This is a genomic window from Mannheimia haemolytica (genome assembly GCF_004342115.1).
Classification (GTDB): Bacteria; Pseudomonadota; Gammaproteobacteria; order Enterobacterales; family Pasteurellaceae; genus Mannheimia; species Mannheimia haemolytica.
The window spans coordinates 12,917-28,125 of sequence record NZ_SMAC01000030.1 but is presented as its reverse complement, the minus strand read 5'-3'; the positions used below and the strand labels follow the sequence as shown (position 1 = coordinate 28,125).

13 protein-coding genes and 3 pseudogenes are annotated in these 15,209 nt (G+C 43.2%); 7 read left to right on the top strand and 9 right to left on the bottom strand.

The features are described 5' to 3' along the window. Positions 1-74: 74 nt before the first annotated feature. Together EDC41_RS10790 and EDC41_RS10785 are read right to left on the bottom strand one after the other, a co-directional pair. Positions 75-1,028, bottom strand: a complete 954-nt coding sequence (locus EDC41_RS10790; RefSeq protein WP_020824277.1) for a TIGR03571 family LLM class oxidoreductase — start codon at positions 1,026-1,028, stop codon at positions 75-77. Positions 1,029-1,210: 182 nt separating this feature from the next. Continuing rightward, positions 1,211-2,053 carry an N-acyl homoserine lactonase family protein gene (locus EDC41_RS10785; RefSeq protein WP_006252247.1) on the bottom strand — a complete coding sequence of 281 codons (843 nt, stop codon included), beginning with the start codon at positions 2,051-2,053 and terminating at the stop codon, positions 1,211-1,213. 130 nt (positions 2,054-2,183) lie between these two features. Between EDC41_RS10785 and EDC41_RS10780 the strand changes: the two genes are divergently transcribed. After that, positions 2,184-2,774 (top strand): TetR/AcrR family transcriptional regulator, encoded by a 591-nt coding sequence (locus tag EDC41_RS10780; protein ID WP_006252246.1) that lies wholly within the window; start codon positions 2,184-2,186, stop codon positions 2,772-2,774. A 65-nt stretch (positions 2,775-2,839) separates the two neighbouring features. Here EDC41_RS10780 and EDC41_RS14040 read toward each other — a convergent pair. The 4 genes and pseudogenes from EDC41_RS14040 to EDC41_RS10760 form a co-directional block, all read right to left on the bottom strand. Beyond that, positions 2,840-3,719, bottom strand: a pseudogene (locus EDC41_RS14040) (zinc-dependent alcohol dehydrogenase family protein). A gap of 213 nt (positions 3,720-3,932) precedes the next feature. Continuing rightward, positions 3,933-4,850 (bottom strand): DMT family transporter, encoded by a 918-nt coding sequence (locus tag EDC41_RS10770; RefSeq protein ID WP_006252244.1) that lies wholly within the window; start codon positions 4,848-4,850, stop codon positions 3,933-3,935. A gap of 135 nt (positions 4,851-4,985) precedes the next feature. Then, entirely contained in the window at positions 4,986-5,645 is a 660-nt protein-coding gene (locus EDC41_RS10765; RefSeq protein WP_006252243.1) for an NAD(P)H-dependent oxidoreductase, read from the bottom strand. Positions 5,646-5,829: 184 nt separating this feature from the next. After that, positions 5,830-6,894 carry an NADH:flavin oxidoreductase/NADH oxidase gene (locus EDC41_RS10760; RefSeq protein ID WP_020824276.1) on the bottom strand — a complete coding sequence of 355 codons (1,065 nt, stop codon included), beginning with the start codon at positions 6,892-6,894 and terminating at the stop codon, positions 5,830-5,832. A 90-nt stretch (positions 6,895-6,984) separates the two neighbouring features. Between EDC41_RS10760 and EDC41_RS14100 the strand changes: the two are divergent. Then, positions 6,985-7,733 (top strand): annotated as a pseudogene (locus EDC41_RS14100) (LysR family transcriptional regulator). A gap of 69 nt (positions 7,734-7,802) precedes the next feature. On the opposite strand, the gene EDC41_RS10750 reads toward EDC41_RS14100, so the two are convergent. Continuing rightward, entirely contained in the window at positions 7,803-8,354 is a 552-nt protein-coding gene (locus EDC41_RS10750) for an NADPH-dependent FMN reductase (RefSeq protein WP_006252239.1), read from the bottom strand. Positions 8,355-8,545: 191 nt separating this feature from the next. Between EDC41_RS10750 and EDC41_RS10745 the strand changes: the two genes are divergently transcribed. Next, positions 8,546-9,907 carry a patatin-like phospholipase family protein gene (locus EDC41_RS10745; protein ID WP_006252238.1) on the top strand — a complete coding sequence of 454 codons (1,362 nt, stop codon included), beginning with the start codon at positions 8,546-8,548 and terminating at the stop codon, positions 9,905-9,907. A gap of 47 nt (positions 9,908-9,954) precedes the next feature. Here EDC41_RS10745 and rraA read toward each other — a convergent pair whose 3' ends face one another. Further along, complete coding sequence (rraA, locus tag EDC41_RS10740; RefSeq protein ID WP_006252237.1) at positions 9,955-10,452, bottom strand: ribonuclease E activity regulator RraA; 498 nt, start codon at positions 10,450-10,452, stop codon at positions 9,955-9,957. A 97-nt stretch (positions 10,453-10,549) separates the two neighbouring features. Continuing rightward, positions 10,550-11,453: pseudogene (locus EDC41_RS10735) on the bottom strand (mechanosensitive ion channel family protein). Between the two features lie 108 nt (positions 11,454-11,561). Between EDC41_RS10735 and rluC the strand changes: the two are divergent. The 4 genes from rluC to dapE all read left to right on the top strand — a co-directional run bounded on the left by rluC (position 11,562) and on the right by dapE (position 15,115). After that, entirely contained in the window at positions 11,562-12,524 is a 963-nt protein-coding gene (rluC, locus tag EDC41_RS10730) for a 23S rRNA pseudouridine(955/2504/2580) synthase RluC (RefSeq protein WP_006252234.1), read from the top strand. A 108-nt stretch (positions 12,525-12,632) separates the two neighbouring features. Next, positions 12,633-13,490 carry a dihydropteroate synthase gene (folP, locus tag EDC41_RS10725; RefSeq protein WP_006248541.1) on the top strand — a complete coding sequence of 286 codons (858 nt, stop codon included), beginning with the start codon at positions 12,633-12,635 and terminating at the stop codon, positions 13,488-13,490. Next, the gene (locus EDC41_RS10720; RefSeq protein WP_006248542.1) at positions 13,490-13,837 is read left to right on the top strand and encodes an ArsC family reductase; all 348 of its coding nucleotides are present in this window, start codon (positions 13,490-13,492) and stop codon (positions 13,835-13,837) included. Before folP ends, EDC41_RS10720 begins: the two co-directional genes overlap by 1 nt. 129 nt (positions 13,838-13,966) lie before the next feature. Next, positions 13,967-15,115, top strand: coding sequence for a succinyl-diaminopimelate desuccinylase (gene dapE / locus EDC41_RS10715; protein WP_006252233.1), 1,149 nt, complete (start codon positions 13,967-13,969; stop codon positions 15,113-15,115). Positions 15,116-15,209 lie beyond the last annotated feature (94 nt).

Below are 15,209 nucleotides of genomic sequence, written 5' to 3'. Positions count from 1 at the left end.
CTTTTTGTTTAGATTGATTTTTGACACTCATATTCTAAACGGGAAACTCTCACTTTTTAGAGTGAATTGTCAGATCAAGTCTGATCTTCTACACAAAATTGTGTCAAAGCATACTCTGCCAATTCTGTAAGCACTTCATCAGCAGGACGCTGAGTGGGTTTTAAATTGAGTGCCAAATGTTTCACGCCTTTTTCTTGTTCTTTTGCCCAAAAGTCTGCCAAGCCTTTTGCACCACCACGCAGATAAATGTTGTTAAATAACTGTGCTTTGGCGTTTTTGTCGTCCAAAACTTCCACAAATTGAGCATAGCCAAATGCTGTGGGGGTGTCTTTTTGGCGTAAATCGGCAAGGGTGTTGATGATGTTTGCGGTGTCGGCAGGATTCACACCGTGCCAAATCCACGCATCAGGTACATTAGCAAGCCAGTCCATTTCTTGCCTTGCTCGTCCAATCGCCACAATGGGCAAGCGGTGTTTGGGTTTGGGGAGCAAATCCAAATTGTCTGTTAAATCGGCATAATGTTTGCCTTTGAAATGGGGAAAATCCTGCTCGGTTAAGGTGTTAATCAAATCAATGCTTTCACGAAAACGCTCGCTACGAGAGGCAAAATCCGCCCCAAATGCAGGGTATTCCACAGGTCTATCGCCAGAGGATAAGCCCAATAAAAACCGTCCATGACTCAAACTATCCACACTTGTCGCCATTTTGGCAATGTGAATGGGACTACGCAAAGGGGCAATCAGCCCTGCCGTACCAAGGGCGATGTTTTGGGTGTGGGCGGACAAAAAACCAAGTGTAACCATCGGGTCAAGCCCTTGCCCCACATCGCCAAAATGAGGGTCATAAAACGGCACATCTCGTACCCACAATGCTGAAAAGCCCAAGTTTTCAGCCAGCCGTGCATTGTCGGCAATGGTGGTCAAATTGTCTGGAATGTGATTTTGATAGCCCATAAAGGGGGCAATTAAGCCCAGTGTTAATTGATTTTGCCCAAAAACTTGGGAGAAAATGGGGGAAAGCGTGTTCATTTTGGCGTACCTGTCTTATTTAAGATAAGGTATTTTAAGGGCTTTTGAGTTTGCTTAAAATGGGATAAATTGAGAAAGTGTTTTGCTAAATTGGCATAAATAGACGCTTTCAAGCTGACTGAAAATTTGCAAAATTTTTAATAAAAATGACCGCTTGCCTTTCAACAAGCGGTCATTCCCCCTTAATTTTTTACCACCGTAAACACCTTATTTTTCAGGCGATATTCACTCTTTTCATCGTGAGCAAATTGGGTAATGGTCGGTTTTCTTTGGCAAAGCTGACGCATTTTGGCGGTGCTTTGTTGGTGCAGATGTCCGTCAACGCACACGCCGTCAATGTTGCCAGCAAGCATATCTTGTTCAGAGTAAGAGGCATCTCCGCCAATCAAAATATCATACTCGCCCATATCCACCACCACCGCCAAATGCCCCAGCGTATGTCCTGCGGTTGGCACAAGGCGGATTTTGCCGTCTTTGGTGAGTTTATGACTTTGTTCAAAACTTTCAAACGCCCCATCATTAAAGGCGATACCGCAAGGATTAAACCAATCAGGATAGTGCATTGTCAAATAACCGTTCATCACCGCATTTGGGGCGTTGATTGCCTGTTTTTCAGTCTCACTCATCACAAATCGGCTGTTTGGGAAATTGGGCAATCCGCCTGCGTGGTCGCCGTGCATATGGGTCATTACCACCGTGTCAATGCGTAAAGGGTCAAAGCCGTTTGCCTTTAAAATTTCGCCCACTTCTTCGTGTTTTTTGACCCCACGCCGTTCGCAAAACTGCATAAATGGATGCCACCACGGTTGATAACCCTTGTCGTTGGCGGAAGAACTTTCGCCTGTATCCACCAAAATCAAACCGTCATCGTGTTCAATCAGCCAACAGCCAATCGGCAGTTTGGGCGACCATTTTTTATCGGTCAGCACATCAAGCACACGAGCAGGATGGGCAAAAAAGCGTGCCACTTGATGATGAATTTTGATTTGTACCCAACCTGTTGTCAGACAATGTACTTTAATCATTTTGTGTTCTCATTAAAAAATCGTGGGCATATTGTAGAAAGTGCGGTCACTTTTCACAAACATTAAAAAGCTCGTATTTAGCAGGATATGCAGATAAAATTATAAAAATGTATGCTTATTTTGAAAAAAGATGAACGATTTAAGAGTAATCAAAACCCATCTGGCAATCCAAAACGCTTTGATTGAGTTATTGGATGAAAAGCCGTTTGAAAAAGTGCAAGTCCAAGAAATCATTGAAAAAGCCTTGATTAACCGCACCACTTTTTACCGTTATTATTCGGGCAAAAGCGATTTGGTCGGCAAATTGATAAAAGAGGTGAAGGCGGAATATCAAGACCTGCTCAAAAAGCGTTTTGAAAGCGATGATTTACTGCGATTTATGCAAACCATTGGCAACCGCTTATTGGAAAAAAGACGGCTGATTTTGGCACTTTGGCAAATCAAAACCCCACGCCATCATTTGTATGACGATATGCACACGCTGTTAAAAAACGCCTTTATCGCCCACGCCAAACGGATAACATCAGATGATAAAAATTGGGCTGATAAAAACTGGGCTGAGAAAAATTGGGCTGAGAAAAATTGGGATTATCAAGCCCATATTTTTGCCACCATCGCCCTTGAAAGCCATAAATATTATTTTGAACAAGGCAAACTTTTGCCCATTCCACAGGTGTTTGAGGCGTGGATAGAAATGGTGCAGGTGTTGAAAAGTGTTTAGAAATAACTGGTAAAATTTTCCATAAAAAACACCGCTTTCATCACAAAAGCGGTGCTTTCAAATCATCAAACCTTAACCACAATCTTACCAATCTGCTGATTGCTTGCCATATATTCGTGAGCTTTAACCATTTCATCAAAGGCAAAGATTTTGTCAATTTCAGGGCGTAACTGACCGCTTGCCAAACCGTCATAGACAAAGGTTTTGGCTTGTGCCAATTTTTCAGGTACGGTGGTAATTTCAAAGAGTTCATACCCCCGCACGGTCAAATGCTTACCCAAAATCGGGAACACTGGCACAGCAATATCATCATGGCTTAACGCTCCATAAATGATGTAACGACCATCTTGTGCCATTGCATTGATGATTTTTGCCGCCTCTTTTCCGCCCACAGGGTCAAATACCACATTGACGCCTTTGCCATTGGTGATTTCAAAAAGTTTGGCGGTTACATCGTCTTCGCTTGTGGCAATCACAAAATCCGCTCCTTTTTCCAAAAGTACATCGCCTTTTTGTACTTTGTCAAACTCAATCAGTCCGCCATAAGCGGTAACAAATGCCATCCAACTGGCGGACGCTTGTTCCATTGATAAATTATCAGGGTGCTTAAACGACGGCGTGTTTGGGCATATTGACGATTTCGCCATAAGTGCCGTATTCGGTAAACATAAAAGATGGAATAATGCTGACCTTATCGCCAATGGCAAGCTCGTTCACACCCTCGCCAATCGCCACGACCACGCCTGCCCCTTCATAACCCAAAGTCGCAGGGAATACAGGGTCAATCACATACGCCCCTTCACGGTACATCATTTCGGCACGGTTTAAGCCAATGGCTTGGATTTGGATTTGTACCTCAAACGCTTTGGGGGCGGGGATTTGTACATCAACGATTTGCAAGACATCAGGCGAACCTGTTTTGGTAAATTGGATTTGTTTGCTCATTGTTTTGACCTTTTGTGAAAATAATGGGCGTATTTTAATGCAATGAATTTATTTTAAAAATCACATCAATCGCAAAACACTTTTGCTAAATTTACATAAATACATTTTCACAATGTCTGAAAAGTTGTTTTGCAAATTTTAAAAAGAAAACCACCGCTTGCCGATCACAAGCGGTGGTTTTTTTGGGTTATTTTGCAAGAGGTGTCAGCTTGGCTACAGTAAGCGGATAAATGCGACGCCGGCTAAGAGTAAGGTAACGCCGATGATCTGCAGCGGTAGAATGGGTTTTTGTGTAATGCCGAACAGACCGAATTTATCTACCAGCAGGCTGCCGCAAATCAGGCCAGAGAGGACGAGCATCACCACCGAGCCTGTGCCGATTTGGGGGACGAGCCAAACGCCAGCGAGGATAAACAGGCTGCCCAGTATGCTGCCGCTCCATATCCAAAACGGTTTGCCTTCGGTTGGCTGGCAGAGTTTCGGCAGGCTTTTTTCATAAAACAGCACTACCAGTAATAAGCCGATGGCACCGACACCGAAGGAGACTGTTGCTGCGCCGAGTGATGAGCCGAGCTGTCTGCCGAATTCGCCATTAACGGCGGCTTGGGTTGCTAATGTGGTTCCGCCTAATATGCCGACTGCGCGCCACAGCCATAAATTTGCGTTTTCTTTGCGTTTTAGACCGGACAGATGGGGCAGTACCACGGCAATCCATACGCCGAATAAGACTAAACCAATGCCAAACAGGCGGCTGGCCGTGAAGGCTATGTAAGGCGAGTTAAGCCAAGCGAAAGTGTCGATCAGCACGCCCATCAGCACTTGGCCTAAAATCGGCATGACCGCAGTTTGTACGCCGCCGAGCTTGGGGAAGATCAGTACGTTTGCCGTTAGCCCCACCATGCCGAGTAATCCGCCCGTCCATGCCCATAAGGGGACGTTGCCTAAATTGTCGAGGCTAAATGCTGGTGTTTGTTGCATGATGAGCGAGAGTCCGAGTAGAAACAGGAGGCCTACGCTGAAAGAGACAAACGAGGTTAAAAATGCCGCACCCACGTGCATACGCAAACGGGCGTTGATGGCTGATTGAAATGCAATCAGCACGCCGGCTAAAATACCGATAATAAATGTCATGACTAACTGGGTTGTGTTGCCGCCTCAAAATGAGTGGTGGTTGAAAAGAAATGCCGTCTGAATGCGGATTCAGACGGCCTTAAGGCTTGGTATCGGCGTTTACCTGATGTTGAATAGCCGTTTTGCCTAGCCGGTTTATTCGATGAATTTCACCACGGTTTCGAAATCTTTACGTGCTTTTTGGCGGATTTCTTTATCACGGTAACCGAAGGTACACATCACCGATACGTCCCATTCGCTTGGGTCAAATAATCCTTCCGCTGCCAAAATATCGTTGACTTCTTGGTAAGCGAAACCTTCTATCGGACAAGAATCTACGCCAATTAAAGCTGCACCGGTCATCATATTGCCCAATGCGATGTAGGTTTGTTTGCTTGCCCAGTCAAACAGGCTGCGTTCGCTGTCTAAAATGCCGATATCTTTCTCTTGGAATTTTTTATACACGGCCATGGCTTTTTCGCGCGCTTCGCCTTGCAAACCTCGTCTATCCATAATTTCAGAAAAATATTGGCTGTCGTAACGGGCATTTTTCTTCGCTAAAATCACCACGATATGGCTTGAGGTTTCCATAGTTGGAATGCCCCAGCAGTAAGGTTTGATTTTTTGCCGTAATTCAGGGTTTTGCAACACTAAAAACTGCCAAGGCTCTGAGCCTACCGAACTTGGACTTAAACGACCGAGTTCCAGAATATAGTTGAAATCTTCAGCCGGAATTTTTCTGCTGCCGTCGTAAGAACGGGTAGATGCACGGTAATGAAAGGCATTGATTACGTCTTCTTTGTTGAAAAATTGCATGGAACACTCCTAAAAATGCAAAACAGTCTTTTCAGACGGTCTGAAAAGACTAGATGAAAGACGGATAAGTATAAAAGATTTAAGTTATTTTTAATAATTGATAATTTTGATATTTAGGTATAAGTTGACGTGATGAGAAAAAACAGACCCTCTGAATGTTCAGACGGTCTTTAACGTTGGTTGTTTACATAAATAATCCGCGTTCATATTGCTTCGGTACAAACTGCATTTCACTGCTGTCTGCTGCATTTTGGTCATATTGCGCATTCAATACCCAGTACGGATCGCGCAATAAGGCTCTTCCCACAGCCACTAAATCCGCATCGCCCATACCTAAGATATGATCGCCTACCGCCGGATTATCCAACATACCTACTGCAATTACCGGTTTGCCCGTAGCGAGCTTCACTTGACGGGCAAAGTCTACTTGGTAACCTGCGTAAAATTCGGGGTGATTACCTGCATGCAATACACCATCACCACCACCGCTGATGTCTAAGACATCTGCGCCTGCATCGGCAAAACGTTTCGCTACCTGCAAACCATAATCCAAGCCAAAGCCGTTTTCTCCGTATTCTTGTGCAGAAATGCGGACAATTAACGGCATTTCAGACGGCATCACTTCACGTGCTGCCTGAATCACTTGCTCGCCAAACAACATTTTGTCTTGGCCGTACTCATCACTGCGCTGATTGGATTTCGGCGAATAGAATTGGTGAATTAGATAACCGTGTGCGCCGTGGATTTCAATTGTATCAAAGCCTGCCTCAACGGCACGTTTGACCGAATCCTTAAAGGCTTGAACCAATGCTTTGACTTCGTCTGTCGTCAGCTCGCGAGGTGTAATCAGATTTTGTCCGGCATAATCCAACTCACCGTAGTGAATTGCACTTGGAGCCACTGCATCCGGCTCGTCTTGGGTTTTGCGTCCGGCATGGGCGATTTGCACACCGATTTTTGCCCCTTGAGCATGAACGCTGTCTACCAGTTTTTTGAATGCCTGTTGTTGTTCATCGTTCCATAAGCCTAAGCAGTTTGGCGTAATTCTGCCGTTTGGCGCCACATTGGTCATCTCCACAATACTCAAGCCGACACCACCTACTGCACGGCTGGTGTAATGCACGAAATGCCAATCGTTCGGTACGCCGTTGGTTGCCGAATATTGACACATTGGTGGCATAACCACACGGTTTTTCAATGCTAAGTTTTTAATGTTAAACGGGGTGAATAATTTTCTGAACTTCGCCATGTTGCCTTCCTTAATGAAATAGATTAGGTGGAATGATAATTCAGTGCTATTATCTATTCAAATTGATTATTGTGATAGTTAGGTATAAAAATGAGTGATATAAGAACACTGGATTTCAATTTGCTCAAAGCTTTTGTGGTGCTGCTGGACGAATGCAACGTTAGCCGGGCAGCACAACGATTATCCATCACCCAACCGGCAATGAGCGGTATTTTAAACCGCTTGCGCGAGAGTTTTAACGATCCGTTATTTGTGCGAGTGCAACACGGTATGCAGCCAACCGACCGCGCGTTGCAACTGGGGCAAACCGCACGCAACATTCTGCAAGATATCAGCTCCATGCTGCAACCACCCATATTGGAACCGGAACATCTGAATATGACCTTGCGTATTGCCGCAATGGATTATGTACAACAAATTATTGCCTTGCCGCTGATTCTGCGTTTAAGACGGCTTGCTCCGAATGTAAAAGTCGCCTTGCTGCCAGTGCAGGGGCAAAATATCAAAACCTTGTTCGAGCAAAACAAAATCGATCTTGCCTTGGTCAGCCGCCAACATTGGATCTAGCGTTACAAAAGATAGGACTACAGCGCAAAGTAATGGTCTCGGTAAACCATATTTCCCTGCTGCCCCAGCTGCTACAAGGTTCCGACTTAGTCGCAGTATTGCCCGAACGCTTAGCAAAGACCTTACCCAATGTTTATTTACAACCTCCGCCTATAGAGGTAGAAGGCTTCACCATGATGATGGCTTGGCACGAAAGAACCGAACAAGATACGGCACATCGGTGGTTAAGGGAGGTACTGCAGGGTGTGGTAAAACCTAAACAGGCTCTTTAATTATCCTTTCTTTTACTACGAAAAAAGCCGTTTATATTTTTAGATAAACGGCTTTTTTGCATTATAAGATTAGTATTTTTCTACAAACTGAGCATAGGCATTAATGAAGTTTTGCATTGCACTTTTTAATGCCTCAGAGGCAATTTCACCCTGCTCATCAAATACGCCTGCAAATAAGTTACCTACGTTTAATGCAAAAGGTAAAGTTGGCATATTGATAAATGAGCCTGAAGTAATAGTACGCACTTGATCAGCGGCACGCACACCACCTGCTGGGCTTGCACCAACGGTTACGATACCTGCAGGTTTGCCAATCCATTTGCTTTGCCCCATTGGGCGAGAAACCACGTCAATCGCATTTTTAAGCATTGCAGAAAAGCTTGCATTATGCTCAGGTGTGACTAATAACACGCCATCTGCCACAGCAACCGCTTCACGCACTCGGGTGTATTGTGCCGGGCTGTTTTCATCTAAATCACGGTCGTAAAGTGGTAAGTCTGCAATATCCACAATGTTTAATTGAATGCTTGCAGGTGCCATTTTTTGTAAGTGACGAACAGTCAAGTGACTAAATGAAGTTTTGCTGCCGCTACCAATTAATACTGCAATTTGTTTTGCCATTTTATAATTCCTTAGTACATAGAGAATATAGGCATTTTATCCCTTTCAATCTGTTTCATAAAGCGCTTATGATGAAAAGCACTATTTACTTATATTAAATAATTTTGCAAATTTTAGGCCAAATTTGACCGCATTTATCTTTAGCTAAAAAGGTTATAATTTGTAGAAATAGATCTTAATTTAGGGTTTTTATGCTTTTTCTAAACAAAATAAAACAGCTTTTCATCTTCGCCTTTACGCTAGTGTTATCTGCTTGCAGTTTGGTTGTTTATAAGCCAGTTGAAACAATTAAACAGGTAAATGTTGAAAGAGGTTATCGACAAAAAAATGTGATCGCTGAAAGTGCAAAAGACGGTAATATTGTTGTTATCATGTTTTCAGGTGGTGGAACAAGAGCAGCGGCGCTTGGTTATGGAGTGTTGGAAGAGTTTAAAAAGGTAAGGGTGAAAGAAACAAATAAAGGTAATACTTTATTAGAGAATATAGATATTGCCTTTGGCGTATCAGGTGGATCGATATTAGCCACTTATTTTGCGTTGGAAGGAAAGGATATCATTCCTAAATTTGCTGATCGTTTTTTAAAAGCAAACTTTCAAAAAGATATTATTACAGAGGTGTTTTCGTTATCCAATCTTCCTCGTTTAAGTTCTCCTCAATATGGGCGTGGTGATTTATTGCAAGAACGCTTAAATTTTGCCCTTTATCATGGTAAAAAGTTTGGTGATTTAGTGAAAAATCGTAAAGGACCTTTTGCTGTGATTAGCGCAACAGACATGAATATTGGTCAAAAACTGACCTTTACGCAAGAAACCTTTGATGGGCTTTGTTTAAATTTGAATGATTTAGAAATTTCCCGTGCTGTTGCTGCTTCTAGTTCTGTTCCTCTGATTTTTGCGCCGCTTACACTGAATAACAATGGTGGAAATTGCCATTTTAGTATGCCACAAGAATTTAGTGCTAGGGAAAAAGCAATTGATGGACTAATTACAAAAAATATTGAAGAAACGAATCATATACTCAGCCTTTATCAAGATAGTAAAGAGCGCCCCTTTATCCATTTAGTTGATGGTGGATTAACGGATAATTTAGGGCTTGCCAGTGTGCTGGAAATATCTGATGTTATGGGTATTGAAGAGATGTACCTGTATATTCATCAGCTTGGGGTGAAAAATATTGTAGTGATTAATGTAAATGCGCAAAATGAAGTCTCTAGCGAGATCGATAAGACCGCAAATGTGCCGGGTGTGGCTGATGTAGTGAATACAATAGTTAACGTGCCAATTGATAGAACGACACAAATTAATTTACAGCGTTATCGCCAGTTTACGGATGGTTGGAATGAATATGCAAATAAACAGCCATCGAAGATCGAAATGCATTTTGTTAGTTTAGGTTTAAAAGAATTACCTGATGGTGATTTAAAAAGAGATGTGCTAAATATTGCAACATCATTTTATCTGCCGGAAGACGATGTAGATAAATTACGTGAAGCCGCTCGAGTTTTATTACAGCAATCTCAAGAATATAATGCGGCATTAAAAATATTGCAGTAGTAAAAAACCGACCAAGCGGTCGGTTTTTGGTATTTTTTTGCAAATATTTATTCGCTAATATCGCTTAAATCCAACAACTCTTGCGAAAGAATAATGCCGGTTAAATCAGCGTAAATGTAATCTTCAGGGAAGAACGTTACGCCACCGAAATTGACCGGTGTGTCCACTTCTCCAATATCGGTGTTATCTGCTCCCACTGGAATTGGCGCTAAAGCATGAATACCGATATCTAATCTTTCCAAAATATCTAATTGGCGAACCGCACCATAAACGATGATACCTTCCCAGCCGTTATCTACAGCAAGTTGAGCCAGCTCTGCGTCAATTAAGGCACGACGAACTGCACCGCCACCATCGACTAACAGCACTCGCCCTTCACCCTCTTCTTCCAAAACATCAGCAATTAAACCGTTACTTTCAAAGCATTTAACCGTGGTAATCTTCCCAAAGAAGGAAGAAGCACCGCCAAAGCTTGAGAAAATTGGTTCAACCACATCAACTTGGTCAGAATAAAGATCGCAAAGTGCAGAGGTATCAATACGCATAATATGCTCCTGTTCGTAGATTATTTAGCTAAAGTATAAACCTTCGCCCAAAATTTGCAAAATTTTATCGAAAAAAGACCGCTTACAGGCTTTTTTCTTATGCTTTATTCTCTAGTGAACCGCTTTTAATATGCAATTCCATTTGGTTGTAAGGAATAGATATACCTGCTTCACCAAAGGCTAATTTTACTTGTTCGATAATTTCCCAATATGCTGCCCAGTAATTTGGCGTCTGAACCCAAGGGCGAACAACAAATTGAACACTATGCGATGCTAAAGCGCCGACTGCTACTACAGGTGCCGGATCTTTTAATACATAAGTATTGGCGTCTAAAATGCGTTGGATAATCTCTTTCGCCTCTTTTAAAGTTAGATTCATAAGAAATATCAAAGGTGAAATCAATACGGCGTGTCGGGTTGTTAGAGTAGTTGATGATGCTGTCAGAAAACACTTTGCCGTTTGGTAATAACACGGTTTTGTTATCGCCGGTGCGAAGTTCCAACACTAAAAGCCCCATTTGTTCAGCCACGCCGGTCATTCCGCCGGTTTCGATTAAATCCCCTTTGCGAAATGGCTTGAAGATTAACAACATCACGCCGGCAGCAAAGTTTTGTAATGAGTTTTGTAATGATAAACCGATGGCTAAACCGGCAGCACCGATTAATGCAACCAGCGAGCTGGTGTTAATGCCGATTTGTGAAAGCGAGGCAATCACCACAATTAACAGCAGTAAAAAATAGCTGATTGAGACAATAAAACTTTGCAGCATTTCATCTTTGGTTGATTTTAATGCCGCTTTGCCGAGTAAACGGCTAATCAGGCGGGCAAGAAATTTCCCGACTACAAAAATCGCAATCGCTAGTAAAATTTTGGTGCCATAAGGGATAATCCACTCGTTTAATACGGAATTAAAATCCATTGTGCTGACTTTGTTAATTACTTTTTCGGTTTCGGCAACCACGTCAATATTTGGGGCGGTTTCGGTGACTTTTTCAGTCATATTGTTTCCTTAAAATTAAAATGAAAAATAAGCCTAGCGAATTTGCCTCACTCGCTAAGCGGTTTTGTGCTAGAATTTAGAGCAAAATTTTCTCTAAAAGACAAGATAATGACAACAGAAAAAGTAATTAGTGCCGGTGTTCAATTTTTTACGATCAGTGAAGATGAAGCCGGACAGCGTTTAGATAATTTTTTATTGGCAAAGCTCAAAGGCGTGCCGAAAAGTTTGATTTACCGCATTGTGCGAAAAGGCGAGGTGCGGGTGAATAAAGGGCGCATAAAGCCCGAATATAAATTACAGCCCGACGATTTAGTGCGTGTGCCACCGGTGCGTGTAGCGGAAAAAAATGAAGCCCCAATTTCGACTAAATTAAACAAAGTGGCGGAGCTGGAAAGCCAAATTCTGTATGAAGATGACTCAATGCTAGTAATTAACAAACCATCAGGTATTGCTGTACACGGTGGCAGTGGTTTAAGTTTTGGTGTGATTGAGGCTTTGCGTGCGTTACGTCCACAGGCTCGTTTCTTGGAATTGGTACACCGTATCGACCGTGATACATCAGGCATTTTGCTGGTGGCAAAAAAGCGTTCGGCGTTACGTTCCTTGCACGAACAACTACGTGAGAAAGTGGTGCAAAAAGACTATCTTGCCCTTGTGCGAGGGCAATGGCAGGCTCACACTAAAGTGATTAAAGCCCCGTTGCTGAAAAACGAACTTGCCAGCGGTGAACGAATTGTACGAGTGAGTGAGGAGGGCAAACCGTCCGAAACCCGTTTCAGCATTGAAGAGCGTTATGCCAATGCCACTTTGGTGAAAGCCTCGCCTATTACCGGCAGAACCCACCAAATCCGTGTGCATACCCAATATGCCGGACACCCGATTGCGTTAGATGACAAATATGGTGATGTGGAATTTGACAGCAAAATGAAAGAAGTTGGCTTACAGCGTTTATTTCTGCACGCCCATGCTATTCGTTTTGAACACCCCAAAACCGGCGAAGAAATGGTCATTACCGCACCTTTGGATAAAACCTTAAAAGGGGTGTTGGCAAAATTAAGGGCTAATTACTAAATAACGTAATGAGAGAGTAAGATAGCGCAAGCGTCCACGCTTGTGCTGTAAATCAACATAGAGAGGTACAAGCGTGGACGCTTGCACCAACAAAATATAAGCAAAAATATGCAAATCCATTTCAAAAATTTTCAAAAAAATGACCGCTTGTTAGATTTAACCACACCGCAAATTATGGGGATCTTAAACTTCACGCCGGATTCATTTTCCGATTCGGGCAAGTTTTTTTCCCTCGATAAAGCCTTGTTCCAAGCGGAAAAAATGTTAGCTGATGGGGCAAGCATTATTGATATTGGCGGTGAATCCACCCGCCCTAATGCGGCGATTGTGAGCTTAGAACAAGAATTAGAGCGTGTTGTGCCGGTGGTGGAGGCGATCCGCAGCCGTTTTGATTGCTTGATTTCGGTTGATAGCTCCAAAGCAGAAGTATTCAAAGAGTCGGCAAAAGTCGGTATGGATATCATTAACGATATTCGAGCCTTAACCGAGCCGAATGCGTTGGCAGCGGCAGTAGAATTGGGCTTGCCGGTTTGTTTAATGCATATGCAAGGCAACCCGCAAACAATGCAACAAAATCCGCACTATGATGATGTGTTGGAAGATGTGGCAGATTTCTTAAATCAACGGATTTTCGAGTGCATCACCGCAGGCATTCCCAAAGAACACATTATTTTAGACCCCGGTTTTGGCTTTGGTAAAAGCGTGAAACACAATTACCAATTATTGAAACACCTTAAAGCCTTTGTGGATTCAGGCTTCCCTGTGCTTGCCGGACTTTCCCGTAAATCAATGATTGGTGCGGTGTTAGATAAACCGGTAGAACAACGGCTACTTGGCTCTGTAGTAGGGGCGTTATTAGCCGCTCAAAATGGGGCGAAAATTTTACGGGTGCACGATGTGGCAGAAACCGCCGATGCGTTAAAAATCTGGCAGGCAATGCTGGAATCAGATAATGAGGAAAAATGATGACAACCTTAGTTTATGGCATTAAAAATTGCGACACAGTAAAAAAAGCCTTGAAATGGCTCGAAGATCATAATCAAAACCCACAACTGCACGATTACCGTGTGGACGGTTTAAATGCCGATTGGTTAGTGGAAATGGAAGCAAAATTCGGTTGGGAAAACTTAGTTAATAAACGTAGCACCACTTGGCGAAACCTTGATGAGGAAATTAAAAACAACCTTAACCGTGAGTCGGCATTAAAAGTGCTAACCGAACAGCCGACCCTAATTAAACGCCCGATTGTGATTAAAGAGGATATTGCTTTGATTGGTTTTAATGAGAAAGAGTATGTGGCTGCGTTTAATTAATTTTTTCCCCTGCTTGTAGGGACAGGTCCTGTGCCTGTCCGTAGTCTTTAGGATTGTTCGGGCGGGCACAGGACCCGCCCCTACAGGATATATAGCAAAAAATTCACCCAAAACAACCGCTTGTAACCTATGAAAAATGAAATTATCTCCCTTGCACAGAACCTAATCCGCCGTGATTCCATCAGCCCACAAGACAAAGGCTGTCAGCAAGAAATTGCACAACGTCTTGAAAAACGGGGCTTTAATATTGAATGGTTGCCGTTTGGCGACACCTTGAATTTATGGGCAACGCACGGCTCGGAAAATGGTAAAACAGAGCCTTGCATTGTGTTTGCCGGGCATACAGATGTGGTGCCGGTAGGCGATGAAAGCCAATGGGCTTATCCGCCGTTTTCGGCTGAGATTGTAGATGGAATGCTTTATGGGCGAGGGGCGGCAGATATGAAAGGCTCGCTCTCGGCGTTAGTTGTGGCGGCAGAAACTTTCGTGCAACATCACCCAAACCATAAGGGCAAAGTGGCATTATTGATTACCTCCGATGAAGAGGCAGCAGCCAAAGACGGTACGGTAAAAGTGGTTGAAACCTTAATGGCTCGCAATGAAGCGGTACATTATGCGGTAGTGGGCGAACCGTCTAGTAGCAAGGTGTTTGGCGATGTGATTAAAAACGGCAGACGTGGTTCAATTACGGCAGATCTCTATATCGAGGGCATTCAAGGGCACGTTGCCTATCCACATTTGGCGGAAAATCCGGTGCATACGTCACTGGGTTTTTTAACCGATCTGACCACTTACCAGTGGGATAACGGTAACGAATTTTTCCCGCCTACCAGTTTGCAAATTGCCAATATCAAAGCCGGCACAGGTAGCAATAATGTGATTCCGGGCGAGCTTTATATCCAGTTTAACTTGCGTTATTGCACTGAAGTAACCGATGAAATCATTAAAGCAAAAGTGACGGAAATGCTCGAAAAACAGGGGCTAAAATACCGAATAAGTTGGAATTTGTCGGGCAAACCGTTCCTTGCCGGCAATGGGAAGTTGGTAGAAGCTGCATTACAAGCGGTCGAAAATGTGGCAAAAATTACGCCTCGGTTAGACACCGGCGGCGGTACTTCAGACGGGCGTTTTATTGCGTTAATGGGCGCTGAAGTCGTGGAGTTTGGGCCACTTAACACAACCATTCATAAGGTTAATGAGTGTGTGAGTGTGGATAATTTAGCACATTGTGGCGAAATTTATTATCAAATTTTAGAAAAATTATTGGCAACCGCATAACCCAAAATAGGCAGAATGTTACCAAATTGTATTCTGCCTATTTTTTATGTAGCTATTCTGTTAAACAGCGTTTACACTAGCAGCAGTTTTTATA